A 21,431-nucleotide genomic window follows, 5' to 3' on the forward strand; every position below is an offset into this window, starting at 1 on the left:
CTCACTGTTGGCCGGCATGGTGTTTGTTGGTGCGTGCTTTCAGATCACGCAGGACTTCCAGTTCTTTGGCGCTTGGCTCCGGCGTGGTTTCCAGCGACTCGACAAACCGGATCTCCCAGCCAGTGGCTTCGATAACGTCTTCCCGGGTCACGTTCGGGTGCAGGGAGGTGACCACCAGTTCCTTGCTGTCCGGGTCCGGCTTCAGAATGCACAGGTCGGTAATCACCACGGTGGGGCCACGACCAATGTTGGGTACATTATCCCGTGCCTTGCCGTCGCGTCCAAAGCCAACCGTGGTGACGAAGTCCACATCCTTCACAAAGGTGCGCTTGGAGTGTTTTACGGTAATAAACACTTCCTTTGCGTTGGTGGCGATTTCCGGTGCGCCGCCACCGCCCGGCAGGCGAACCTTGGGCTCACGGTAATCACCGATCAGCGTGGTGTTCAGGTTGGCGTAGCGATCAATCTGGGCGGTACCCAGGAAGCCGACGCTGATGTGGCCACCCTGTAGCCAGTAGCGAAACATCTCCGGTACCGCCACGGTGGTCAGGGCGGATTCGCACAGTTCGCCATCACCGATGGACAGCGGCAGCACGTCCGGTCTGGTCTGCAGGGTGCCGGATTCGTAGATCAGGGTCACCTCCGGCGCGTGGGTTAGTCGCGCCAGGTTGGCGGCCTCGCTGGGCAGGCCAATGCCGACGAAGCAGGTCATGTCGCTGGTCAGTGCGCGGGCGGCAGTAACGCTCATCATTTCCGAGGCGGTAAATTCAAGGCTCATCACGCAGCTCCTTTTTCGAATACGTTTTCTTTCAGCCAGGTCTGGAAGGTGTCCCGGTCACGGGCAATGCCGTCCCACTCTTTGTAGAAGGCGTTGTCACGCTCGTAATAACCCAGGGCGTAGGAGGGGCTGGCGCCTTTCGGTGCTTCGGCGATGGCGGTGATAGCCCAGGACGGCAGTACGCAGGCGTTTACGGAGGCGCCCAGGTCGTCCACGATTTCCTCCACCGTCACGATGCTGCGTTTGGCAGCCAACACGACTTCCTTCTGAATCCCCACGATTCCTTCAATCAACACGTTACCTTTGCGATCAGCTCGCTGGGCGTGAATCACCGACACATCCGGGCGCACGGACGGCACGGCGGCCAGACGCTCACCGGTGAACGGGCAGTCGATGAATTTGATCTGGTCGTTCACCTTCGGCAGGTCGCTGCCCACATAGCCGCGCAGAACCGCGAACGGCAGTCCGGCGGCACCCGCATCGTAGGCACAGGCCATAGCGGCGTGACTGTGTTCCAGGATTTCCAGCTTGTTGGGCCAGCCTTTCTCAACGGCATCCCGCAGCCGATGCAGGGAGCCCACGCCGGGGTTGCCGCCCCAGGAGAAGATCAGTTTTTTGGCACAGCCGGCGCCGATCATCTGGTCGTAGATCAGATCCGGGGTCATGCGGATCAGGGTCAGGTCACGCTTTTCCTGGCGGATAATCTCGTGGCCTGCCGCGAACGGAATCAAGTGCGTGAAGCCTTCAATGCATACCGTGTCGCCGTTGTTGATATGGCGGTTCACGGCGTCCTGAAGGGAGAGGAATTCAGCCATTGCAGTGTCTCCATTGCAGTGATTTAAAAAGTTCGATATACGAACAGATGTTTAATATGCGAACATGATGACTTGAAGGTTTTATTGGCGTCAAGTACAAATTTTCACCAGTTTGCAAAAAAAGCACCGATGTTCGGAGTGCGAACCAGCTGATACCATGCGTGGGTACTGATTTTTAGATGCCCTGAAGGAGCGGGAATGGACGAACAGATGCTAAAGCCGGGAGACCGGGACTACGTGGGGGCACTGGCCTCGGGGCTGGAGGTGTTGCAGGCCTTTGATGCCGAGCATCCCCGCATGACTCTGAGCGAAGTGGCGGCGCGAACCGACATGGACCGGGCAAAGGCACGGCGTTTCCTGTTGACTCTGCATGCCCTGGGATTTGTTAAGCGCAATGGCCGGCAGTTCGAGCTGACCCCGAGGGTATTGCAACTGGGTTATGCCTATCAGGCGTCGAACCAGTATCGGGCGGTGATTCAGCAATACCTGGAAGACATCACCGCTGAGCTTGGGGAGTCATCCTCGCTGGCGGTACTGGACGGTGACGACGTGGTCTACGTGGTGCGTTCCTCGGCGAGGCACCGGTTAATGGCGATTACTCTGTCGGTAGGCACTCGCTTGCCAGCCGCTTATACCTCCATGGGGCGGGTGTTGCTGGCGCAGTTGTCGGAAGCGGAACGGGAGGCCTTTCTGGCCAGGGTAACGCTTGAGGCGTATACGGCTTCCTCTGTAACCACTGTGGAGGCTCTGCGAGAAGAGATCCTCAAAGTCCGGACCCAGGGCTATGCCGTGGTCGATCAGGAACTGGATTCGGGTTTGCGTTCGGTGGCGGTGCCGGTATTTGCCGGTAGCGGTGAGTTGCTGGGCGCAATTAACATCAGCACCAACGCGGCGCGGGTGGATATGGATAGGTTGATGGGGGTGTATTTGCCGCGTTTGCAGCAGGTGGCGGAGGCGGTGCATCGCACGACGCGATGACCCTATCGGATTAGAGTGGTCAGGTTCGTCGCCCAACACACTTCTGTCACGGATACCTTCCGGTCAACCGGTTCTGCACCAACTCATCCAGAATGGTGTTGGCCAGACGCATCACCGCATTGGGGTTTTCGCCTTTTCGCCGGGACGCAATCACCGGTGTGGTGATGTTGTCGTCTTCCAGTGGCATGTAATCAATCCCTTCCCGGTGCAGCCGTCGAACCTGCTCGGGGACCAGGGTGAACCCCATGTCGGAGGCCACCAGAGACAGCGCGGTCTGCACATCATTCACTTGCTGGATCACATTGACCCGTAACCCTCTGCGGTGAAACAGGCCCAGGGTGATGTCGGCAAAGTTCGGCCCCGGCCCGGACGGAAACGTGACCATGGGCCAGCCGGCCAGTTCCGTCATGGACGGCGGGTGCCGGGTGAGTAGATGGCCGGCGGGCAAGGCGGCGATCAAGGGCTCGTCGAACAGCAGTTCCTGGTCCACGTCCGGATCGTCAATCCGCACCCTGCCGAAGCCGATGTCGATTTTGCCATTTTTCAGGGCGTCCACCTGTTCCCGGGTTTTCAGTTCATGGAGGATGATCTCCAGGTTCTTGTTGCGGCGCAGGCGCCGGACCATCAGCGGCAACTGGCCGTAGAATACAGACGGCACAAAGCCGATGGAGAAAACGGTTTTGCGATGCTGGGCAATCCGTCGGGTGTCCTCCACCGTGGCCTCGACTTTATGCAGTATCTGGCGCGCCTGCTCCAGGAAGTATTCGCCACCGGACGTCAGCTCCAGGCCCCGGGGTTTGCGAAGAAACAGTGCGACGCCTACCTCTTCTTCAAGCTGTTTGATCTGTCGGGTCAGGGGTGGTTGCGCGATGAACAGCTTTTCCGCCGCCCGAGTCAGGTTAAGCTCTTCGGCCGCCGCCACGAAGTACCGCAGGTGTCTCAGCTCCATCCATACCTCCAGGGTATCGGTTTGTACTTAATCAATATTGGTTCATGTCCGTGAAACTTCGTACTGTTCGAATTACAGGCATTTTAACTTGCGATTCGGAGAGCCCATGTCCGCTACCATTCAGTCCATCGAAGCCATTTTGGTCGATATCCCGACCATCCGGCCGCACAAACTATCGATGACAACCATGGGGGTTCAGACCATGGTGATTGTGCGGATAAAGGATTCCAGCGGCCTCGAAGGTCTGGGTGAAGCGACCACCATCGGTGGCCTGGCCTATGGCCCGGAAAGCCCTGAAAGCGTGAAACTTACCATTGACACCTATTTCAGGCCGCAACTGATCGGGCAGCCTTCGGATAACAGAAATACCTTAAGGGTAATGTTAAACCGCTCAACCCGTGGCAACAACCTCGCCAAGTCTGCGATTGAAACCGCGCTGCTGGATCTGCAGGGCAAGCGACTGAACTGCCCGGTGTCCGATTTGCTTGGCGGTGCCGTGCATTCGCACATACCGGTGCTCTGGACCCTGGCCAGTGGTGACACGGCAAAAGACATCGAAGAATCCCTCAGCCTGATCGAAACCGGGCGCCACTGTGATTTCAAACTCAAGATCGGCTCTCGCGCACTCATGGACGATGTCCGCAACGTAGCGGCCATCAAGGCTGCCGTCGGCGAAACCGCCAGTGTTCGTGTGGATGTGAACCAGGCGTGGGATGAGGCCACCGCCGCCAGGGGCATGGCGGAATTGCAGGCCGCCGGCATTGATCTGGTGGAGCAGCCCACACCGATGAAAGATTACGCCGCGCTGGTGCGCCTGTCGCAGAAGTTTTATCTGCCGATTCTGGCAGACGAGGCGGTGGCCGACGCCAGTGAACTGTACAGCCTGGCCGCCGCCGGTTTCTCCGGTGCGGTTGCCCTGAAGATTGCCAAGGCTGGAGGCCCTGCCCGGGCCCTGGAGCAGGCGGCCGTTGCCCAGGCGGCGGGTATAGGCCTGTACGGCGGCACCCTGCTGGAGGGCACGATCGGCACAGTGTCTGCTCTCCACGCCTGGTCCACCCTGGACACTCTGCGCTGGGGCACCGAGATGTTCGGCCCGCTGTTAATGAAAGACGACATCGTGATCAAGCCGCTGAATTTCCACGATAACGGCGTTGACCTTCCCGAAGGCCCCGGCCTGGGTATCGATATTGACGAAGACAAACTCGCTTTCTATCGCCGGAAGGCCTGAAGGCGCCGGCAAGATTCATAAACGGAGAGGCACACATGCTGTTCAAAGTCGAAATGACCGTGAGGATCCCCCACGACATGCCCGCTGAGGTAGTGGCGGATATCAAGGGCCGGGAGAAAGCCTACGCCCAGGACCTGCAACAACAGGGAAAATGGCGCCACCTGTGGCGGGTCGCCGGCAGCTACGCCAACGTCAGCATCTTTGACGTGAAGGACAACGCCGAACTGCAGGATCTGATCAGCAATCTGCCGCTGTTCCCCTACATGGATATCACTGTCGCGCCGCTGTGCCGGCACCCGTCCTCCATTCGTGAGGACGATCGATAACACTGGGCTCGCCCTCGCAGGCGAATGACAAAAGCACGTTGTTGCCAACTGATGGATGTCTTGAGCAACAAAAACAAAAGACCGAGGAGACCAACAATGACCGTTAAGACCATGCAAACCAATGATGTGAAAGAGCTGCTGGAAAAAGTGGCTGGCTTCGACCAGGCAGGCGGTAACGAACGCATGAAGAAGGTCGTGCATCGCGTCATGCACGATATTTTCCAGATTGTGGAAGATTTTGACGTCACGCCTGAAGAGTTCTGGAGCGCCGTTTATTACGTGGGCGAACTGGGCGCAAACGGTGAAGCTGCGCTGCTGGCCCCGGGTCTGGGGATGGACCGTTACCTGGACATCCGCCAGGATGCCGAAGACGAGCAGGCTGGCCTGACCGGTGGCACCCCGCGCACCATTGAAGGCCCGCTTTACGTTGCCGGTGCCCCGATGGCGGACGGTTTTGCCCGCATGGATGATGGCTCTGATAAAGACGCCGAAGTCATCCTGATCAAGGGTCGGATCACTGATGAAAACGGCGAGCCGCTGGCCAATGCCACTGTGGATATCTGGCACGCCGACAGCAAGGGTGCGTATTCCTACTTCGATCAGTCCCAGAGTGAGTACAACCTGCGCCGTCGCATCAAGACCGATGCCGAGGGCCGTTACGCCGCCCAGAGCATTATGCCCTCCGGTTATGGTTGCCCGGCCGAAGGTTCCACCCAGCAGTTGCTGAACCAACTGGGCCGCCACGGCCAGCGTCCGGCGCATATCCACTACTTTGTATCCAAGCCGGGTTACAAGCACCTGACCACCCAGATAAACATCGCGGGTGACGAGTACACCTACAGTGACTTTGCCTTTGCCACCCGGGAAGAGCTGGTGGTGGAAGCCAGTCGTGTCGAGCACTCCGAGACTGCTGCACAGCATGGGGTGAACGGGCCGATTACCGAGGTTGAGTTCAACGTCGCCCTGGTCGCCACGGACAAGCCCGAACTCCAGCAACGCCATGCCCGTCAGCGCGCCCTGGAAACCGACGCGGCGTAAGCGCGAGCCAACAACAAGAGGAGTGGGATGACATGAGCAACAAACTCGAACAACTCGCCGACAAGGTTCACAATGCGGTTGTCGCGGACCCGGACACCGGCCGCTACCAGTGCGACCGGGGTATTTTTACGGATCGTGAACTGTTTGATCTGGAGATGAAGTACATCTTTGAAGGCAACTGGGTGTACCTGGCCCATGAAAGCCAGATCCCGGAGCCGGGTGATTACTTCACGGTGACCGTAGGTCGCCAGCCGGTGATCATCACCCGCACCAAGGATGGCGAGCTGAAGGCCATACTCAACACCTGTTCGCACCGGGGCGCCACCCTGTGCCGCAAAAAACGCGGCAACAAGACGTCTTTCACCTGCCCATTCCACGGCTGGACGTTCCGTAACGACGGCCAACTGCTGAAGGCGAAAGATCAGAAGAAGGGCGGCTACCCGGAGCAGTTCAACACCGACGGCTCCCACGACCTCAAGGAAATGGCGAAATTCGGCAACTACCGTGGCTTCCTGTTCGGCAGCCTCAGTGCCGATGTGGTCTCTCTCGAGGAGCATCTGGGTGAGACCACCAAGATCATCGACAACATCGTGGATCAGTCCGAAGACGGTCTGGAAATCCTTCGTGGCAGCTCGACCTACACCTACGAGGGCAACTGGAAGCTGACCGCCGAGAACGGCGCGGACGGTTACCATGTTGGCACCGTGCACTGGAACTACCTGTCTACGATGGGCCAGCGGAACTACGACAAGGGCGGTACCGAAGCGGTTGATGCCAAGAGCTGGTCCGCCGAAGGTGGCTTCTACTCCTTCGAGAATGGCCACATGATGTTGTGGACCCGCCTGCTGAACCCGGAAGTCCGGCCAATCTTCAGCCAGTTGGAGCGTCTCAAGGAAACTTACGGCGAGGCCCGTGCCGATTCCATTGTCCGCACCACCAAGAATCTGTGCCTGTACCCGAATGTCTATCTGATGGATCAGTTCTCCACCCAGATTCGCGTGACCCGGCCGATCGACGTTAATAAGACGGAAGTGACCATCTATGCCTTTGGTCCGAAGAACGAGCCTGCGGAGCTGCGTACCAAGCGCATTCGCCAGTACGAGGACTTTTTCAACGTAAGCGGCATGGGCACTCCGGATGACCTGGAAGAGTTCCGCGCCTGCCAGAGCGGCTATGAAGCCCGTGACATGCGCTGGAACGATATGAGCCGTGGCGCCGCACACTGGATTGACGGCCCGGACGAGCACGCCAACCAGATTGATATGAAGCCGATCATGAGTGGCGCACGACCAGACGACGAAGGTCTGTACGTGAATCATCACCAGCACTGGCAGGTTGAAATGACCCGCGCCATCGAGGCCGAGCGTGCCCGGTTCATTCCCCTCGCTTCAAGTTCAACAGCGTCAGAGGAGGCGTCGGCATGAGCCTGAGCTATCACGACATTGAGCAGTTCATCATTCGCGAAGCCCGCTTCCTGGACGACCGCGAGTGGGACAAGTGGCTGGAATGCTACCACGAGGACGTCACCTACTGGATGCCGGCGTGGGACGACAATGATGAGCTGACCGAGGATCCGCAAAGCGAGATCTCACTCATCTACTACTCGAATAAGGAAGGCCTGGAAGACAGGGTCTACCGGATCAAGACTGAAAGATCCGGGGCCAGCTCCATGCCGGAGCCACGCACCACGCATTTCACCAGCAACCTGGAGATCCTGTCCCAGAGTGACAGTGAGGTGAAGTTCCGGTTCAACTGGCTGACCAAGGCTTATCGCTACAAGAAATCGGCCGAATTCTTCGGAACCTCCTTCTACACCCTGGACATCACCGGCGAACAGCCGTTGATCCGGGAGAAGCGAATGGTTCTGAGCAACGATTGCATCAATCAGGTGCTGGACGTTTACCACCTGTAATTGATGGGGAGAGCATCATCATGAGTTACAAAATCGCGCTTAACTTTGAAGACGGCGTTACCCGTTTTGTGTCCTGCAACGAAGGCGAAACGGTTCTCGATGCCGCCTACCGTGCGCAGATCAATCTGCCCATGGACTGCTCCGATGGCGTCTGCGGCACCTGTAAAGGTGCCTGTCATCAGGGCCAGTTCGACATGGGTGAGGAATACATTGACGAAGCGCTGTCTGACGAGGAAGCCGAACAGGGCATGGTCCTGACCTGCCAGATGGTGCCCTCCAGCGATTGTGTGGTGGAAGTGCCCGTCGCTTCCACCATGTGCAAAACCGGCAACGCCAGAGTCACCGCTACCGTGGCCGAGGTGAATCTGATTTCGCCCACGTCCATCGAGCTGAAGATCACCGCGGACGACGATATTGCCTTTTTGCCAGGCCAGTATGTGAACATCCAGGTGCCGGGCACCGAAGAGACCCGCGCTTATTCGTTCAGCTCCAAACCCGGTAGCCGCGACCTGAGTTTCCTGATTCGCAATGTGCCGGGCGGTCTGATGAGTTCCTGGCTGGTGGGCAAGGCCCGCACCGGTGACAAGGTGACACTGACCGGCCCCATGGGCAGCTTCTATCTGCGCCCGATCGAGCGCCCGGTACTGATGCTGGCGGGCGGCACCGGGCTGGCACCGTTCCTTGCGAAGCTGGAGCATATGAAAGCCAATGGCTGCGACCTGCCGACGCACCTGGTGTACGGCGTCAGCAATGACGACGACCTGGTGTGCCTCGACGTTCTGGATCGCTTTACCGAAGAGCTAGACAACTTCAGCTACGTCACCGTGGTATCGGGAGACGACAGCCGCCATCCGCGCAAGGGTTACGTCACCCAGCACATGGATGAAGCGCCCCTGAACGAAGGCGATGTGGACGTATACCTGTGTGGCCCCCCACCGATGGTGGATGCGGTACTCGGATTTTTCCGCGAGCAGCGCATCAAACCGAACTCGTTCCACTATGAAAAGTTCGCAGCCAGCGCGCCGGCGGCCAGGGAGAAGGTTGCATGAAAGACCGTTTCACCAACAAGGTCATGGTGATCACCGGGGCTGCCCAGGGTATCGGCAAACGCGTTGCCGGGCTGGCGGCCGCCGAAGGCGCCCGGCTGCTGTTGGTTGATATCGCCGACTATGTGCAGGGGGTCGCGGCCGAACTGCGAGACCAGGGCGCCGATGCGGTCGCGGTCCAGGCCAATCTGGAAACCTGGGCCGGCGCCGAAACCATTATGGCGGAAGCGCACGGGCAGTTTGGCCGCATCGACATTCTGATCAACAATGTCGGAGGTACCATTTGGGCACAGCCGTTCGAACACTACACGCCGGAGCAGATTGAGAAGGAAATCCAGCGGTCACTGTTCACCACCCTGTGGTGCTGTCGCGCGGTGTTGCCCTACATGCTGGAGCAGAAGGGCGGCGTGATTGTGAACGTCTCCTCCGTGGCAACGCGGGGCTTGATGCGAGTGCCCTATGGCGCGGCCAAGGGTGGTGTGAATGCCCTGACAGTGAACATGGCCTATGAGTATGCGCCCCACAACATTCGGGTAAATGCCGCCGCGCCGGGCGGAACCGAAGCACCACCAAGGCTGACCCCGCGTAATGCCAAAGAGCAGAGCGAGCGGGAAAAGGCCTGGTACCAGACATTGATTGACCAGACCACTGCAAACAGCTTCATGCACCGTTATGGAACCCTGGACGAGCAGGCTGAACCGATCCTGTTCCTGGCATCCGATGCCGCCAGTTACATCACCGGTACGGTCATTCCCGTGGCGGGTGGTGATCTGGGGTAGATGTTATGGAGCGTTGACGCGACCCAAGGGTAGACTTCAGTCATACCCCTTTCGGCTCCGGCACACCCGTGCACGGGGCCCTTTTTGTTTTTCATTTTCGTAATTAAGACAACAACAAGGAAATCTCCATGGCGTCGTTTTTGAAAGACCTTTCCCTGCCGGCCATCGTCGCCGGCTTTCTCGCGGTGCTGGTGTCCTATTCGGGGCCCTTGGCGATTTTCTTCCAGGCCGGTGCCAGCGCCGGAATTTCTCCGGAAATGATGACCTCCTGGGTCTGGGCCATTTCCATGGGTGCGGCGATTTCCGGCATTGTCCTGTCACTCTGGCTGAAGGCGCCGGTGGTGACCGCGTGGTCTGCACCCGGCACGGCGCTGCTGGTAGCGCTGTTTCCGGAATTGTCCCTGAATGAAGCCATTGGCGCCTACATCACCGCTGCGATCATTATTTTTATCATTGGTGTCTCCGGTACCTTCGACACCTTTGTGCGGGCCGTTCCCAAGGGCGTTGCCGCTGGCATGATGGCGGGCATCCTGTTCCAGTTTGGCGTGGGTGCGTTTACTGCCATTGAAACCACCCCGGCGCTGGCCATTGGTATGCTGGTGTCCTATGTGGTGTTTCGTCGTCTGTTTCCCAAATACACCCTGGTATTGTTGCTGATTGCGGGCGTAATGCTGGCGATTTTCCTGGAAGGCGCTTCACTGTCCGGTGTGCGTTGGAGCATCGCGGTTCCGCAGTTCATCATGCCGGAATGGAACCTCGGGTCCACCCTGAGCCTGGCCATTCCCCTGGTGCTGGTCAGTCTGACCGGGCAGTTCCTCCCTGGCATGGCAATTCTGCAAGGCGCCGGCTACAAGGTGAAGGCCAAGCCGGTGATTGCGGTGTCGAGCCTGGTATCACTACCCATGGCACTGTTTGGCGGGATAACAACGGTGGTGGCGGCGATCACGGCGGCGATCTGCACCGGCAAGGATGCCCACGAGGATCCCGCCAGGCGCTACGTGGCCGGGGTGTTCAACGGGGTTTTCTACCTGGTGGGTGGCCTGTTCGCCGGCACCATTGTGGCGCTGTTCACGTCACTCCCGGCGGCATTTGTGGCAGTTCTGGCGGGGCTTGCCCTGCTCGGGGCGATTGCCAGCAACCTGTTTGCGGCGCTGGAAGATGCCAGCCACCGGGAGGCCTCCCTGATAACGTTTATCGTAACTGCCTCGGGGCTGTCACTGTTTGGCTTGTCGTCGGCGTTCTGGGGCGTGGTTATCGGTTACGGCTGTTATCTGCTTTTGAACAGCAAAAAAGGGGTCAGATGAACGTTTCATCTGACCCCAATTTCAGCCCACCGCAGGCTCAGCCTTCCTGCAGGGCCTGCACCACAGCCTTCGCCGCCCCTTCGGAAGAGGCCGGGTTCTGGCCGGTAATCAGCTTGCCGTCCACCACAATGTGCGGCCCCCAGTCTTCGCCGCGGGTGTAGGTGGCGGTGTTTTCCTTCAGCATGTCCTCGACCAGGAAGGGCACCACTTTGCTCAGGCCCACGGCCTCTTCCTCACTGTTGGTGAAGCCGGTCACTTCGCGGCCACCAACGATGTTCTGGCCGGGCTTCACTTCCACGTTCTTGAACACGGCCGGTGCGTGGCAGACGGCGCCGATCACCTTGTCCTGCTCGTACGCCGCCTTGATCAGGGCAACCGATTTGTCGTTGTTGACCAGATCCCACAACGGGCCGTGACCACCCGGATAGAAGATGGCATCGTAGTCGTTCATGTCCACGTCGCTCAGCTTCCTGGTGCTGGCCAGCGCCTCCTTGGCGCGCGCATCTTCCCGGAAGCGGCGGGTTGTTTCGGTCAGGGCCTCCTCCGCCTCGCTGTTGGGATCGACCGGTGGTTGGCCGCCTTTCGGAGAGGCAATGGTGATGTCCGCGCCCGCATCTCGGAATACGAAATAAGGTGCGGTGAACTCTTCGAGCCAGAAGCCGGTCTTATGGCCGGTGTCGCCCATCTGGTCGTGGGAGGTGAGAACCATCAGAATCTTCATAGTGTTCGTCCTTATCGTTGACGAATGAATGGCACTTCTTGACTGGTCTGTGGAACAACCTTGTGCCGCCGGTGAACGAATTCAACCATCGTTACGTAAACCCGGCCCCAGCAGATCTTGCACCGTCTATACTTTAGACAGATCACCAAACCTGAAAGAATGCGAAAAGCACCCAGGCAAGAACAGGACAGGTACGCATGCGAGTTTTGATAGCCGCCCTCATGATGGCTGTGGCGCTTCCCGCCATAGGTCAGCAGGGTACTGAGACCGTCGAACCCCTGACCGTCACGGTCGGCGCCAACCATGCGCCTCCGTACCGGATTATCGACGGTGGTGAGGCCACCGGGCTCTACGTGGAGATATTCGAAGAGATCGCTGATCGCCTGGGCTGGCAGGTGAAATACCGGGAGGCGCCCTTCCGCCGGGTGCTGAGGATGGTCGAGGAAGGCAAGGTGGATGTCATGCTCGGCCCTCTTAAGACGGCCGAGCGTGCTGAGGTGATGGAGTTTGTCGCGCCGGCTTTCCCGCCGGAGCGACGGCTGTTTTTCTATCTGGACAAACAGCACAGAATCGAACGCTACTCAGATCTGCACGGCCGCGCCATCGGGGTTCTGGAAGGTGCAAGCTATTTCCAGCGGTTCGATAACGACGACGAACTGTTGAAAGAGCCCGCACCGCGCTATGAAAATCTTATGCTGATGATGCAGAAAGGGCGGGTGGATGTGGTGATCGCCCCGGAACTTGTCGGGCGTTACGTGATTGATGAGCTGGATATTGATGCCCAGATATCGCCGTTCTTCGTGCCCGGTGAGCGTTCGTACATCGCGGTGGCAAAAAACTCGCCGGTGCTTGAGTATGCGGATGACATAAGAGCGGCGCTCAAGCTGATCGAAATGGAAGGCATACACGAGGATCTGGTTTTGAAGTACCTTGGCAGAGCCCCCGAATGATTCCGGAGTCTTCTGACCTCTGGTTCCTGCCCCTTGGCGGCACCGGTGAAATCGGCATGAACCTCAACCTCTACGGGCACGATGGCGCCTGGCTGATGGTGGATTGTGGCGTCACCTTTCCCAAGCCCGGCCGTGTTGCTGCCGACGGAACTGTGCATCACCGGGGTGAGCCGCCGGTGCAGATGGCCGACCCGGCCTTTATCGCCGACCGTCGGGACCGACTGGCCGGGCTGATTATTACCCATGCCCACGAAGATCACGTCGGTGCGGTGCCTTATCTCTGGCCGCTGCTGCAATGTCCCGTTTATGCCAGCCGGTTCACTGCCGAAATACTGCGTCGCAAACTGGCGGAATTCGATCTGCTGCATCGGGTGCCGATCATTGAAGTGGAAACCGGTCAGTGCAAACAGATCGGTCCGTTCAGCGTGCAGTGGCTGGCGCTGACGCACTCCATTCCCGACCCCAATGCGCTGATGATCCGCACCCCCTTGGGTAATATTTTTCACAGTGGCGACTGGAAACTGGACGACCAGCCTCTGGTGGGTCATGGCTACTCCAAGGAAACCTTCACCGGCCTTTCCGAAGAGGGCGTACAGGCCATGGTGTGCGATTCCACCAATGCCACCGTGCCCGGCCATTCGATCTCCGAAGCCGCGTTGCATGCCGGATTATTGAGCGCGGTGAGTGGCGCGGAAGGGCGGGTGGTGGTCACCTGCTTTGGCAGCAACATTGCCCGTCTGCACACCCTGGCCACCATCGCCCGTGAAAGTGGCCGCTACATGGGTTTGCTGGGGCGCTCGTTGATCAACATGAGTGGCGCCGCGAAAAAAGCAGGGCTGTGGGATACGGCGGACCAGTTGATCAATCCCGCCCATCTCGGTTATCTGCCCCGCAGAGAAGTGCTGGCGGTGGTCACTGGCAGCCAGGGCGAGCCCAGAACGGCCTTGCGTCGGCTGGCGGCGGGCAATCACCCGGATTTCGAGCTGGAAGTGGGCGACACGGTTATCTTCAGTGCCCGGGCCATTCCCGGCAATGAGGAAGCCATTGAGGCACTGATTGCCAACCTGAATGGATTGGGGGTCCGGGTGATCACCGCCGAGGACGCTGATTTGCCCATTCACGCTTCCGGTCATCCTGCCCAGGAGGAACTGGCGCTGATGTACCAGTGGGTCAGGCCCGCCGTTGCCATTCCGGTTCACGGGGAGGCGGAGCATATGGAAGTCCATGCGGACATTGCCAGGGCGCAGGGCGTGCCACGGGCCATGGTCGGCCGAAACGGCGATCTGTTCATGATTCGGCCTGTACCGGGCATCCGTCGACAGATTGCGGAAACCGGTCGTCTGGGTTGGGAAAAAGAGGCGCTTGTCAGAGTTGAGTGAGTGCTGACAAAAATCTGCTCTCCGGGCTTGGTCGTTCGCATCCTATCTGTATAAACTGGGGTCTTTGCGTCTTTCCCTGTACCAAACCAACAAGAGAGCGGTATCTGCATGGCAGTCTGGACCCAAACCCCCAACCTGGAAAACCTCGCCAAAGCCAGTAAAAACACGGCGGTCAGCCACATGGGTATTGAGTACCTTGAGATCGGCGATGACTATGTCAAGGGCCGCATGCCCGTGGACGAGCGCACCGTGCAACCGTTCGGCATCCTGCACGGCGGGTCCTCGGTATTGCTGGCGGAAACCCTCGGCAGCATGGCGGCCAACTGCTGCCTGAAAGATCCGGAAACCGTCGCGGTAGGGCTCGACATCAACGCCAACCACATTCGTCCGGTAACCAAAGGCTGGGTCTACGGTACGGCCAGGCCCATTCACATCGGCAATGCGACCCAGGTGTGGGAAATTCTGCTGGAGAACGAGGAAGGCAAGACGACCTGTATTTCCCGGCTCACCATGGCGGTGACCAAACGGCCGTGATCCGGCCTAACCGGGGTCATCCGGCTGGTCGGTTTTGGTGACGATCAGCCCCTCTTCAACAAAATCCTGCAACACAATGCCGTGGGCGCCGTCCGGCACTTCCCGGGCGATCTGATACACATTGCCAGCGCCGTCTTCGGGCGAGGTCATCAGGTCCAGTGACTTGTAGGGTGTCATCATTGTCTTGTCGGACTCGCGAACCATCAGGACCTTGGGCCTGAGTTTATGCCTGGGGTGGCTCTCGACAATAATCCCGACCTCGCCGTTGAGCATTTCAACAATGGAGCCGGGCGGGTACACGCCGATCATCTGGATAAACGCATCGGCCAGTTCCTCATCGAACTGGGTGCCACGGTGTTTGTGGATGATTTCCAGGGCCTGCATGGAGGCCCGGCCCCTGTCGTACACCCGGGTGCTGGTGATGGCGTCGTAGGTGTCTACCAGGCCGATGACCTTGGCAAAGTAGGGGATCTGCTGTGCCTTCAGGGCCCGGGGGTAACCGGAGCCGTCCATCCGCTCGTGGTGGCTGAAAGCCACATCCACCGCGGTATTGAGGGAGTTACTGGTACCCATCAGGATGGTTCGGCCGTGGGTGGTGTGGTGGCGCATGACGTCAAACTCTCTCGGAGTCAGTGCTCCCGGTTTATTGAGAATCTCATCGGGAATCCGGGTTTTACCCACATCGTGCAGCAAGCCGCACAGCGCCAGATTGCGGATTTCGCCTTCCAGTAAACCCAGATGCTTGCCGAAAGCGGCGGCCAGGATGGCCACGTTGATGCAGTGTTCGGCGGTGTACTCGTCCTGATGCTTGATCTTGGTCAGCAGCAAGAGTGCGTTTTCATTGCGCAGCACGCTTTCTACGCAGCTGTTGACCACGGCGCGGGCATTGTTCAGGTCCAGCGTGCGGCCTACCCGCAGGCCGGACATGATCGCTTTGGCGGTCTGCTGCGCCTCCTCGAAACGGATAATCGCGGTTTCCATTTCCTGCCCGGCGCTCACCTTGTTGATGTAGGTGACCCGTTTGCGCGGCGCAACGGCTTTGACCGTGTTGCTGGCGGGCTTGGGGGTGGCCTTGCGGCTGAACAGGCGTTTGAGGACGGACGGCTTCGGGGCGCTCCTGGCCGGATCTGGGCGAGGTATGCCATCGACCCGGCCCTCAATCACAACGAAGTCACACTGCGCCCGTAGCGCTTCAATCTCGGACTGATCACGGATTACAAATCCCTGGAGCAGGAAATTCGTTTCTTCCCACGGCCGGTCCAGCCGGATCACATGCATGCCAATGGCAAGTTCCGAGACGTCGATCTGGCTCTCAACAACTTCCTGATGTGGTGTGCCCATAATCCAATCCTGAATCCCTGGAGACCCATTTTGCAGCAAAACAGCAATGACAGGATGGACCGGATTGCAAAATTTGGTCAAATAATGTTCATTCAAGGTGTTAGCGGCTGACCTTCGCGGCGGGCAAGAGCCCTGCCTGGATACTCGAGGAACCTGTGCCATGGCCGACCATCGCTTCGTCCATCTCTGGTGGCTGGCGCTTGGCCATGCTGGCGACGGCTTCAGTCTGATGCGCAGGGTTGGTGTGGTGCTGTATTTCTCCCTCACCTTTATCTGTGAGTTGCTGGTCAGTGCCGGGCTGCGCAGCCATCCGCTCTGGGTGGCGTTTTTGTGGCGCAAAAGCCGGTTCCGGGTGCGCCTGTGGGCGGATTGACTGGTCACAGCGATAGCAGCCCGCGAGTCAGTGCTGCGGTTCCCGCAATGGCGGCAATCGCCAGAATCACCGGGCGAAGCCCTTCAAAGGGCATGCGATGAACCAGTTTGCCGGATAACCAGAAGCCCACAAAAACCCCCGGAAAGGTGACCGCAAACAGCCATAGCTCCCGGGTGCCCAGATAGCCGGAGGCAAACAGGCCTGACAGGCTGAGGACACTGGCTGCCAGGAAAAACGCGGACATATTGGCCCTGACCAGCGGTCCCTTTTCATTCTGGTAGATCAACGCGATCGGCGGTCCACCAACCGCGGTAATCGTGCCCATGTAGGTTGAAGCCGCTCCGGCCATGATGCTGTTCCGGGCATTCAGGGTGGGCTTGAGCCCACCGATGCTGAGTGCCACCCCCGCAAGAATGAGAATGCCAAACGTCAGCTCGAAACCCTTGTTGGAGATGACCAGCAGCGTCAGCGCTGCCAGGACTGCCCCGGCAACCCCGCCAATGATCGCGAAGCGCACTTCCCTGACCTGCAACGCGCCGCGATTGCGGATCAGCATGAAGACCGTCAGCAGGGTGGCGTTCAGGATCAGCGGTCCGGGCACGAACAGCGGGCTGATGAGAAACAGCAATGGCGCAGCCAGCGTGCCAATGCCATAGCCGGCCACGCCCTGAAGGCAGGCGCCGGCGAGAATGGCAAGGTTGGCGAGGAGAATCTGTAACAGCGATACATCCGTCAAAACAAATCACCAGAGTGTAGAGGGTGAGGGGAGGAGTGGGGTCAGGCCGGTTTGATGCTGATAGACTGACGGTTCAATAGCATAGCCGAAAATTCTGAATCCGATGACACAACCGCCTGAAAACCGAGCCTGCCCCTGCGGCAGCGGAAAACCCTACGGTGAATGCTGCCTGCCCCTGCATCAGGGCGGGGCGGCGTCGTCGCCCGAGGCCCTGATGCGCTCCCGGTATGCCGCCTTCGTGCTGAATCTGCCCGACTATCTCCGGGCCACCTGGCACCAGAGTACCCGGCCAGAGACCCTGACCCTTGACGACTCACCGGACTGGACTTCTCTGCGGGTTCTCGACAGCAGCCAGACTGGAAACAAGGGAGCCGTTCACTTCCAGGCAATCTACCGTCTTCCCAGCGGCTGGGGATTCCTGGAAGAAAACTCCGACTTTGTCCGGGAAGACGGGCGCTGGTATTACCTGCGCGGCAACACCAGTGAAGGCCAGCTCAAGCCCGGCCGCAATGAACCCTGCCCCTGTGGCAGCGGCAGGAAGTACAAGGCCTGCTGTCTGTAGGCGCCGGTCAGTCGAAAGATGGCAGCTCCGGTTGGGCGACGGGTTTGCCGGCTTCCTGCCAGGCATCAAAACCACCGGCAATCGACAGCACGTGCATGTAGCCCATTTCTTTCAGGGCTTTCGCGCTCAGGGCCGCACGGCCTGAGGTTTTGCAGTAGCACACGATTTTCATGTCCCGGTTTTCCAGAGCTGGATCATTGGTGAACTTGAATTCCAGCATGCCCCGGGAAATATTGACCGCGCCGGGAATATGACTGATCCGATACTCATCGGGATCCCGGACATCCAGTAACAGGTCGGCATTGGAAATGGCGTCGTCTGCCTGCTCAACCGGGATCTCCTGGATGCCTTTTTTGGCGGCTTCAACCAGATCGTGGGCAGTCTTCATGGGGCGTCCTCCTGCAGCAGTGGAATAACGTTATGCCTCAGGATAAGGGTATTGGCGAGGCGGCGTCATCCCGAAGATGGATAATGAACACATTATTTCAGAAACGAGGAGGCTTTATGAAACAACCCATCACCGGCTACCACAAAGACGAGGAAGACCACTGGGTGGCCCAGTTGGCGTGCGGACACAATCAGCATGTGCGCCACACGCCGCCCTGGGTGAACCGCCTGTGGGTGACGACCGCAGAAGGCCGGGATTCGATGTTGGGGTATGAGCTGGCCTGCCGTAAATGCGACACGGGCGCGCCGCCGGATGACCGGCCCTGAGCTATACTGTGGTTGAAATCTGATCACATGATTGGCAAGGGAGTCTGCCATGGTGAAGCGCCTCGTTATCTGTGCCGATGGTACATGGAACCGCCCGGAAGAAGATCTTCAGGAAGATGTACCCACCAACGTTCTGAGAATGGCCAGGGCGATTCGCCCGTTCGCAGCCGATGGCCTGCCCCAGCATGTGTTTTATGACTGGGGCATCGGGTCCTACCACAATGCGGTCATTGGTGGGGTGACAGGCGAGGGCATTCACAAGAACATCATGGATGCCTACCGCTATATTGTTCAGAATTTCATGCCCGGCGCCGAAATCTACCTGTTCGGTTTCAGTCGCGGCGCCTACACCGTGCGCTCCCTGTGCGGGCTGATCAACAACTGCGGCATTCTCAAGCGGCCGGATGCACGGTTGATCCAGCAGGCGTTCGACCATTACAAGAAAACCGGCGACCCCTGGAAGCCCTCAGGCGCCAGATCATTGGAATTCCGCAAGGCGCACAGCCATGAATCCCGGGAGATCCGGTTTGTCGGTGCCTGGGATACGGTGGGTGCCCTGGGGCTGCCCTTCTCACTGATGGGGCTGTTCGACCGCAAGGACGAGTTCTACGACACCAAGCTGGGCAGCAATGTGCGCATTGCCCGCCATGCCATGGCCATTGATGAACGCCGGGAGGACTTTGAGCCCACTCTCTGGGAGCCCCGGGACGGGCTGGATCTTGAGCAGGTGTGGTTTGCCGGCTCCCACAGTGACATCGGTGGAGGTTACCCGGCGGATGATCAGGGCCTGCTGGCGTCGGACAGCGCCCTGGAATGGATGGTGGAGCAGGCCCGGAATGCCGGGCTGGACATAGAAGAACACCTGCCTGCCGGTATTAACCCCAGTGCCAGCGCCAGATTGCACAATTCACGGCGCCATATTTTCCGGTTTTCAACGCCACTGATTCGTAACCTGAAACCGAAAGATGTCGAGACCGCCATTCACCCATCCGTGGCCGAGCGCTGGCGGCTGGATCCGGATTACCGGCCGCCCAATCTTGAACAGATCGGATTCAGCGGTTAGACGGCTGTGTTATTGCCAATGGCGCAGGCGTATTTGCGCTCATAACGCCTGTCTGCCCATCTGCCGTAGACCCGTGAGGCAACCAGAAAGATGCCGGGCCACAGCAGGGGCTTGAACAGGAAACCGAAGGGCGTGTGGGACCAGGCGCGCACGTTTGCGGGCAGGCCGGTCACCCATTCGCCGGTCCAGGTCATCATGTGCAGCCGCCTGAGCAGGGCTTCGTGGCTCGGCAGGTTGGTACTGCCATCGCGTTGTTCGTGGATGTCCGCGAAAATCAGGTTGCCCCGCTGGAGTTTGCGCAAGGTGCGGATCTCCCTGGCGCAGAGCGGGCATCGCCCGTCGTAAAACAGGGTGTCATAACGGGGCTCCATCGAGTCCTCCAAGGGCCAGAATCTGTCTTCGGGCGTCCGCCTTGCGATCCTCCAGGGTTTGCCGGATGCCGGCGAGCGCGGCCGGCAGCACCTCGGGTGCCGCCTGCTGAAACTGCCCAAGCAATTCGATCTGCACGTGCAAATCCTGGAAGCGGCCATAGAGCTGCTGCCGGGCTTTCAGGAGCTTCAGCTCGCCTTTCCAGGTTTTCGCGTCCAGCTCCATCAGGTAACGAATGCGTTTGAGCTGCTTGCGCAAACGGTGGATGTCGTCATCCGGGGAGGTGTGCATCAACTCAGCGGTACGCCTGTTGAACCATTTGATACGACGCTCCACCGCCTTTCGGATGTCTTTGGGGCTGAGCGTTGCGGCCAGTTTGTGAAATTTTCGGGAGTCGATCAGGTTGAGCCATTGCTCCATGCTGTCCCGGTAGCGCTTTCCTGTCAGGCGCTTCACCAGTTTCTGGTGTCGGCTGGCGGCTTCTCTGCCGACCCAGACCTGCAGGGCCGCCTGGATTTCGTGATTGTCGCCGCACAACGCCGGCAGGTCCTGCAGGAAAACATGCAGGTCTCTGAGTGGCCCGGTGGCGTTGGCATGGCGTTTCAGGGTTTTCACCGCCCTGGCCAGTGCCTTGTCGCCGGTCACTTCCTGAACCGATTCGGCGATGGCCCGGCTGCGACGAATGGCGATGCGGTACTCGTGCAGGAATTCGTCATCCAGGCCCACAATGACGCCCTGTTCCAGTTGCCTTACCCGCTGTAGTTGGTGGTGGAGTGCGGCGGGGATGTCTTTGGCCGGGTTGTCGCCATCGGTCCGGGCTTTCTTTTTCAGCTTCCGGGAAAAGTGGGCGTAGCTGAACTCCGCAGGTGTCAGCAGCATCACGAGCTTGCCATTGCCCCGATCAAGCTGGTGCCAGTGTGTGACCGGAAGCCGGATATGGATAAAACTGGCGGTAGGCAACTGTTCCGGGGGTTGCTTCAATAGCCACTGGGCGAGCTCCAGCAAGGCCGGGTTGTGTCCTACCAGCAGGATCCTGGCTTCGTCGCCCCTTTGTTCCAGCCAGTCAAGGAGGCGGCGGTAGTCAAACGTATAGAGTTCGCTCCGGGAATGGCATCGCGCTGGCTGAATGGTTTCCGGCAGAACGCCTTCAAGCGTGGCGAGGGCGCGGGTAGCATCGCTGCTGTAGATGTCACCCTCGAAGGCGCCGGCGGACTTCAGGGCTTTGCCCAGTGGCGGCAACTGGCTTTGTCCCCGGGCGTTCAAAGGGCGGTCCCGGTCACTGAGCTGGTCATCGGCCCAGCTGGATTTGGCGTGGCGTACCAGAAACAGATGCTTCATGGGTCTACCTTCGTAGTGGTCCTTTAGTCTAAAGATTCCTCAAGACATCCAGCTTACTGCCGATACCTTACGTATCTTAAAAATGCTTTGCGAATAACAGTTTAGCCCTGGAAGCGCCGACGGCGCCATCAGCCTCTGAAACCTGGCTTAACAAACTGGAACAGATCTGCCGGAAGGGTCTGTGGATAATTCGCGACA

Annotated in this window: 25 protein-coding genes; 16 read left to right on the forward strand and 9 right to left on the reverse strand. The window is 59.1% G+C overall.

The features are described 5' to 3' along the window. Nucleotide 1 precedes the first annotated feature (1 nt). Together msub_RS17850 and msub_RS17855 are read right to left on the reverse strand one after the other, a co-directional pair. On the reverse strand, nt 2-778 hold the full coding sequence (locus msub_RS17850) for a CoA-transferase subunit beta (protein ID WP_048497492.1): 777 nt from the start codon (nt 776-778) through the stop codon (nt 2-4). Continuing rightward, the gene (locus msub_RS17855) at nt 778-1,593 is read right to left on the reverse strand and encodes a CoA transferase subunit A (protein ID WP_048497493.1); all 816 of its coding nucleotides are present in this window, start codon (nt 1,591-1,593) and stop codon (nt 778-780) included. The genes msub_RS17850 and msub_RS17855 overlap by 1 nt, the downstream gene beginning before the upstream one ends. Before the next feature lie 198 nt (nt 1,594-1,791). Here msub_RS17855 and msub_RS17860 point away from each other — a divergent pair, with 198 nt between their 5' ends. Then, nucleotides 1,792-2,571, forward strand: a complete 780-nt coding sequence (locus msub_RS17860; protein ID WP_048497494.1) for an IclR family transcriptional regulator domain-containing protein — start codon at nt 1,792-1,794, stop codon at nt 2,569-2,571. A gap of 46 nt (nt 2,572-2,617) precedes the next feature. Here msub_RS17860 and msub_RS17865 read toward each other — a convergent pair whose 3' ends face one another. After that, nucleotides 2,618-3,520, reverse strand: a complete 903-nt coding sequence (locus msub_RS17865) for a LysR family transcriptional regulator (RefSeq protein ID WP_048497495.1) — start codon at nt 3,518-3,520, stop codon at nt 2,618-2,620. Between the two features lie 106 nt (nt 3,521-3,626). Between msub_RS17865 and msub_RS17870 the strand changes: the two genes are divergently transcribed. The 8 genes from msub_RS17870 (at nt 3,627) to msub_RS17905 (ending at nt 11,153) form a co-directional block, all read left to right on the forward strand. After that, nucleotides 3,627-4,748, forward strand: coding sequence for a muconate/chloromuconate family cycloisomerase (locus tag msub_RS17870; RefSeq protein WP_048497496.1), 1,122 nt, complete (start codon nt 3,627-3,629; stop codon nt 4,746-4,748). Between the two features lie 35 nt (nt 4,749-4,783). After that, complete coding sequence (gene catC / locus msub_RS17875; protein ID WP_048497497.1) at nt 4,784-5,074, forward strand: muconolactone Delta-isomerase; 291 nt, start codon at nt 4,784-4,786, stop codon at nt 5,072-5,074. A gap of 96 nt (nt 5,075-5,170) precedes the next feature. After that, entirely contained in the window at nt 5,171-6,112 is a 942-nt protein-coding gene (gene catA, locus msub_RS17880; RefSeq protein ID WP_048497498.1) for a catechol 1,2-dioxygenase, read from the forward strand. 32 nt (nt 6,113-6,144) lie between these two features. Further along, nucleotides 6,145-7,536 (forward strand): Rieske 2Fe-2S domain-containing protein, encoded by a 1,392-nt coding sequence (locus msub_RS17885; protein WP_048497499.1) that lies wholly within the window; start codon nt 6,145-6,147, stop codon nt 7,534-7,536. Continuing rightward, the gene (gene benB / locus msub_RS17890; RefSeq protein WP_048497500.1) at nt 7,533-8,024 is read left to right on the forward strand and encodes a benzoate 1,2-dioxygenase small subunit; all 492 of its coding nucleotides are present in this window, start codon (nt 7,533-7,535) and stop codon (nt 8,022-8,024) included. Before msub_RS17885 ends, benB begins: the two co-directional genes overlap by 4 nt. Nucleotides 8,025-8,044: 20 nt before the next feature. Then, entirely contained in the window at nt 8,045-9,073 is a 1,029-nt protein-coding gene (benC, locus tag msub_RS17895) for a benzoate 1,2-dioxygenase electron transfer component BenC (RefSeq protein WP_048497501.1), read from the forward strand. Next, nucleotides 9,070-9,849 carry a benzoate diol dehydrogenase BenD gene (gene benD / locus msub_RS17900; protein ID WP_048497502.1) on the forward strand — a complete coding sequence of 260 codons (780 nt, stop codon included), beginning with the start codon at nt 9,070-9,072 and terminating at the stop codon, nt 9,847-9,849. The genes benC and benD overlap by 4 nt, the downstream gene beginning before the upstream one ends. A gap of 128 nt (nt 9,850-9,977) precedes the next feature. Further along, nucleotides 9,978-11,153, forward strand: a complete 1,176-nt coding sequence (locus msub_RS17905) for a benzoate/H(+) symporter BenE family transporter (protein WP_048497503.1) — start codon at nt 9,978-9,980, stop codon at nt 11,151-11,153. Nucleotides 11,154-11,190: 37 nt separating this feature from the next. On the opposite strand, the gene msub_RS17910 is transcribed toward msub_RS17905, so the two are convergent. Next, nucleotides 11,191-11,874: a type 1 glutamine amidotransferase domain-containing protein gene (locus msub_RS17910; RefSeq protein WP_048497504.1), complete on the reverse strand. Its 684-nt coding sequence runs from the start codon at nt 11,872-11,874 to the stop codon at nt 11,191-11,193. A 197-nt stretch (nt 11,875-12,071) separates the two neighbouring features. On the opposite strand from msub_RS17910, the gene msub_RS17915 reads away from it, so the two are divergent. From msub_RS17915 to msub_RS17925, 3 genes are all read left to right on the forward strand, one after another. After that, entirely contained in the window at nt 12,072-12,824 is a 753-nt protein-coding gene (locus msub_RS17915) for a substrate-binding periplasmic protein (protein WP_048497505.1), read from the forward strand. Next, complete coding sequence (locus tag msub_RS17920; protein WP_048497506.1) at nt 12,821-14,203, forward strand: ribonuclease J; 1,383 nt, start codon at nt 12,821-12,823, stop codon at nt 14,201-14,203. The genes msub_RS17915 and msub_RS17920 overlap by 4 nt, the downstream gene beginning before the upstream one ends. A 108-nt stretch (nt 14,204-14,311) precedes the next feature. Next, nucleotides 14,312-14,737, forward strand: a complete 426-nt coding sequence (locus msub_RS17925; RefSeq protein WP_048497507.1) for a hotdog fold thioesterase — start codon at nt 14,312-14,314, stop codon at nt 14,735-14,737. A 6-nt stretch (nt 14,738-14,743) separates the two neighbouring features. Here the strand turns inward: msub_RS17925 and msub_RS17930 are convergent, their stop codons facing one another. Next, a complete protein-coding gene (locus msub_RS17930) occupies nt 14,744-16,078 on the reverse strand; it encodes an HD-GYP domain-containing protein (protein ID WP_048497508.1) in 1,335 nt (444 codons plus the stop codon). A gap of 160 nt (nt 16,079-16,238) precedes the next feature. On the opposite strand from msub_RS17930, the gene msub_RS17935 reads away from it, so the two are divergent. Next, the gene (locus msub_RS17935) at nt 16,239-16,451 is read left to right on the forward strand and encodes a hypothetical protein (protein ID WP_048497509.1); all 213 of its coding nucleotides are present in this window, start codon (nt 16,239-16,241) and stop codon (nt 16,449-16,451) included. A gap of 4 nt (nt 16,452-16,455) precedes the next feature. Here the strand turns inward: msub_RS17935 and msub_RS17940 are convergent, their stop codons facing one another. Then, the gene (locus msub_RS17940; protein ID WP_048497510.1) at nt 16,456-17,187 is read right to left on the reverse strand and encodes a sulfite exporter TauE/SafE family protein; all 732 of its coding nucleotides are present in this window, start codon (nt 17,185-17,187) and stop codon (nt 16,456-16,458) included. 103 nt (nt 17,188-17,290) lie between these two features. Here msub_RS17940 and msub_RS17945 point away from each other — a divergent pair, with 103 nt between their 5' ends. Continuing rightward, entirely contained in the window at nt 17,291-17,749 is a 459-nt protein-coding gene (locus tag msub_RS17945; RefSeq protein WP_082146582.1) for a YchJ family protein, read from the forward strand. Between the two features lie 7 nt (nt 17,750-17,756). Here the strand turns inward: msub_RS17945 and msub_RS17950 are convergent, their stop codons facing one another. Continuing rightward, the gene (locus msub_RS17950) at nt 17,757-18,137 is read right to left on the reverse strand and encodes a rhodanese-like domain-containing protein (protein WP_048497511.1); all 381 of its coding nucleotides are present in this window, start codon (nt 18,135-18,137) and stop codon (nt 17,757-17,759) included. Nucleotides 18,138-18,253: 116 nt separating this feature from the next. Between msub_RS17950 and msub_RS17955 the strand changes: the two genes are divergently transcribed. Together msub_RS17955 and msub_RS17960 are read left to right on the forward strand one after the other, a co-directional pair. Beyond that, nucleotides 18,254-18,463: a DUF3565 domain-containing protein gene (locus msub_RS17955; protein ID WP_048497512.1), complete on the forward strand. Its 210-nt coding sequence runs from the start codon at nt 18,254-18,256 to the stop codon at nt 18,461-18,463. Between the two features lie 49 nt (nt 18,464-18,512). Then, nucleotides 18,513-19,526 (forward strand): DUF2235 domain-containing protein, encoded by a 1,014-nt coding sequence (locus msub_RS17960; RefSeq protein ID WP_048497513.1) that lies wholly within the window; start codon nt 18,513-18,515, stop codon nt 19,524-19,526. Here the strand turns inward: msub_RS17960 and msub_RS17965 are convergent. Together msub_RS17965 and msub_RS17970 are read right to left on the reverse strand one after the other, a co-directional pair. Then, nucleotides 19,523-19,897 (reverse strand): thiol-disulfide oxidoreductase DCC family protein, encoded by a 375-nt coding sequence (locus tag msub_RS17965; protein ID WP_048497514.1) that lies wholly within the window; start codon nt 19,895-19,897, stop codon nt 19,523-19,525. The two genes, msub_RS17960 and msub_RS17965, sit on opposite strands and share 4 nt — an antisense overlap. Then, nucleotides 19,881-21,233, reverse strand: a complete 1,353-nt coding sequence (locus msub_RS17970; protein WP_048497515.1) for a CHAD domain-containing protein — start codon at nt 21,231-21,233, stop codon at nt 19,881-19,883. Before msub_RS17970 ends, msub_RS17965 begins: the two co-directional genes overlap by 17 nt. Nucleotides 21,234-21,431: the final 198 nt, after the last annotated feature.

It is taken from the genome of Marinobacter subterrani (assembly GCF_001045555.1).
Taxonomy (GTDB): domain Bacteria; phylum Pseudomonadota; class Gammaproteobacteria; order Pseudomonadales; family Oleiphilaceae; genus Marinobacter; species Marinobacter subterrani.

Coding starts and splice junctions, on each gene's coding strand:
- msub_RS17870 (WP_048497496.1), top strand. CDS start 3,627: ATGTCCGCTACCATTCAGTCCATCGAAGCCATTTTGGTCGATATCCCG.
- msub_RS17885 (WP_048497499.1), top strand. CDS start 6,145: ATGAGCAACAAACTCGAACAACTCGCCGACAAGGTTCACAATGCGGTT.
- msub_RS17930 (WP_048497508.1), bottom strand. CDS start 16,078: ATGGGCACACCACATCAGGAAGTTGTTGAGAGCCAGATCGACGTCTCG.
- msub_RS17850 (WP_048497492.1), bottom strand. CDS start 778: ATGAGCCTTGAATTTACCGCCTCGGAAATGATGAGCGTTACTGCCGCC.
- benC (WP_048497501.1), top strand. CDS start 8,045: ATGAGTTACAAAATCGCGCTTAACTTTGAAGACGGCGTTACCCGTTTT.
- msub_RS17920 (WP_048497506.1), top strand. CDS start 12,821: ATGATTCCGGAGTCTTCTGACCTCTGGTTCCTGCCCCTTGGCGGCACC.
- msub_RS17970 (WP_048497515.1), bottom strand. CDS start 21,233: ATGAAGCATCTGTTTCTGGTACGCCACGCCAAATCCAGCTGGGCCGAT.
- msub_RS17925 (WP_048497507.1), top strand. CDS start 14,312: ATGGCAGTCTGGACCCAAACCCCCAACCTGGAAAACCTCGCCAAAGCC.
- msub_RS17950 (WP_048497511.1), bottom strand. CDS start 18,137: ATGAAGACTGCCCACGATCTGGTTGAAGCCGCCAAAAAAGGCATCCAG.
- benB (WP_048497500.1), top strand. CDS start 7,533: ATGAGCCTGAGCTATCACGACATTGAGCAGTTCATCATTCGCGAAGCC.
- msub_RS17955 (WP_048497512.1), top strand. CDS start 18,254: ATGAAACAACCCATCACCGGCTACCACAAAGACGAGGAAGACCACTGG.
- catA (WP_048497498.1), top strand. CDS start 5,171: ATGACCGTTAAGACCATGCAAACCAATGATGTGAAAGAGCTGCTGGAA.
- msub_RS17935 (WP_048497509.1), top strand. CDS start 16,239: ATGGCCGACCATCGCTTCGTCCATCTCTGGTGGCTGGCGCTTGGCCAT.
- msub_RS17965 (WP_048497514.1), bottom strand. CDS start 19,897: ATGGAGCCCCGTTATGACACCCTGTTTTACGACGGGCGATGCCCGCTC.
- catC (WP_048497497.1), top strand. CDS start 4,784: ATGCTGTTCAAAGTCGAAATGACCGTGAGGATCCCCCACGACATGCCC.
- msub_RS17960 (WP_048497513.1), top strand. CDS start 18,513: ATGGTGAAGCGCCTCGTTATCTGTGCCGATGGTACATGGAACCGCCCG.
- msub_RS17945 (WP_082146582.1), top strand. CDS start 17,291: ATGACACAACCGCCTGAAAACCGAGCCTGCCCCTGCGGCAGCGGAAAA.
- msub_RS17910 (WP_048497504.1), bottom strand. CDS start 11,874: ATGAAGATTCTGATGGTTCTCACCTCCCACGACCAGATGGGCGACACC.
- benD (WP_048497502.1), top strand. CDS start 9,070: ATGAAAGACCGTTTCACCAACAAGGTCATGGTGATCACCGGGGCTGCC.
- msub_RS17855 (WP_048497493.1), bottom strand. CDS start 1,593: ATGGCTGAATTCCTCTCCCTTCAGGACGCCGTGAACCGCCATATCAAC.
- msub_RS17905 (WP_048497503.1), top strand. CDS start 9,978: ATGGCGTCGTTTTTGAAAGACCTTTCCCTGCCGGCCATCGTCGCCGGC.
- msub_RS17865 (WP_048497495.1), bottom strand. CDS start 3,520: ATGGAGCTGAGACACCTGCGGTACTTCGTGGCGGCGGCCGAAGAGCTT.
- msub_RS17915 (WP_048497505.1), top strand. CDS start 12,072: ATGCGAGTTTTGATAGCCGCCCTCATGATGGCTGTGGCGCTTCCCGCC.
- msub_RS17860 (WP_048497494.1), top strand. CDS start 1,792: ATGGACGAACAGATGCTAAAGCCGGGAGACCGGGACTACGTGGGGGCA.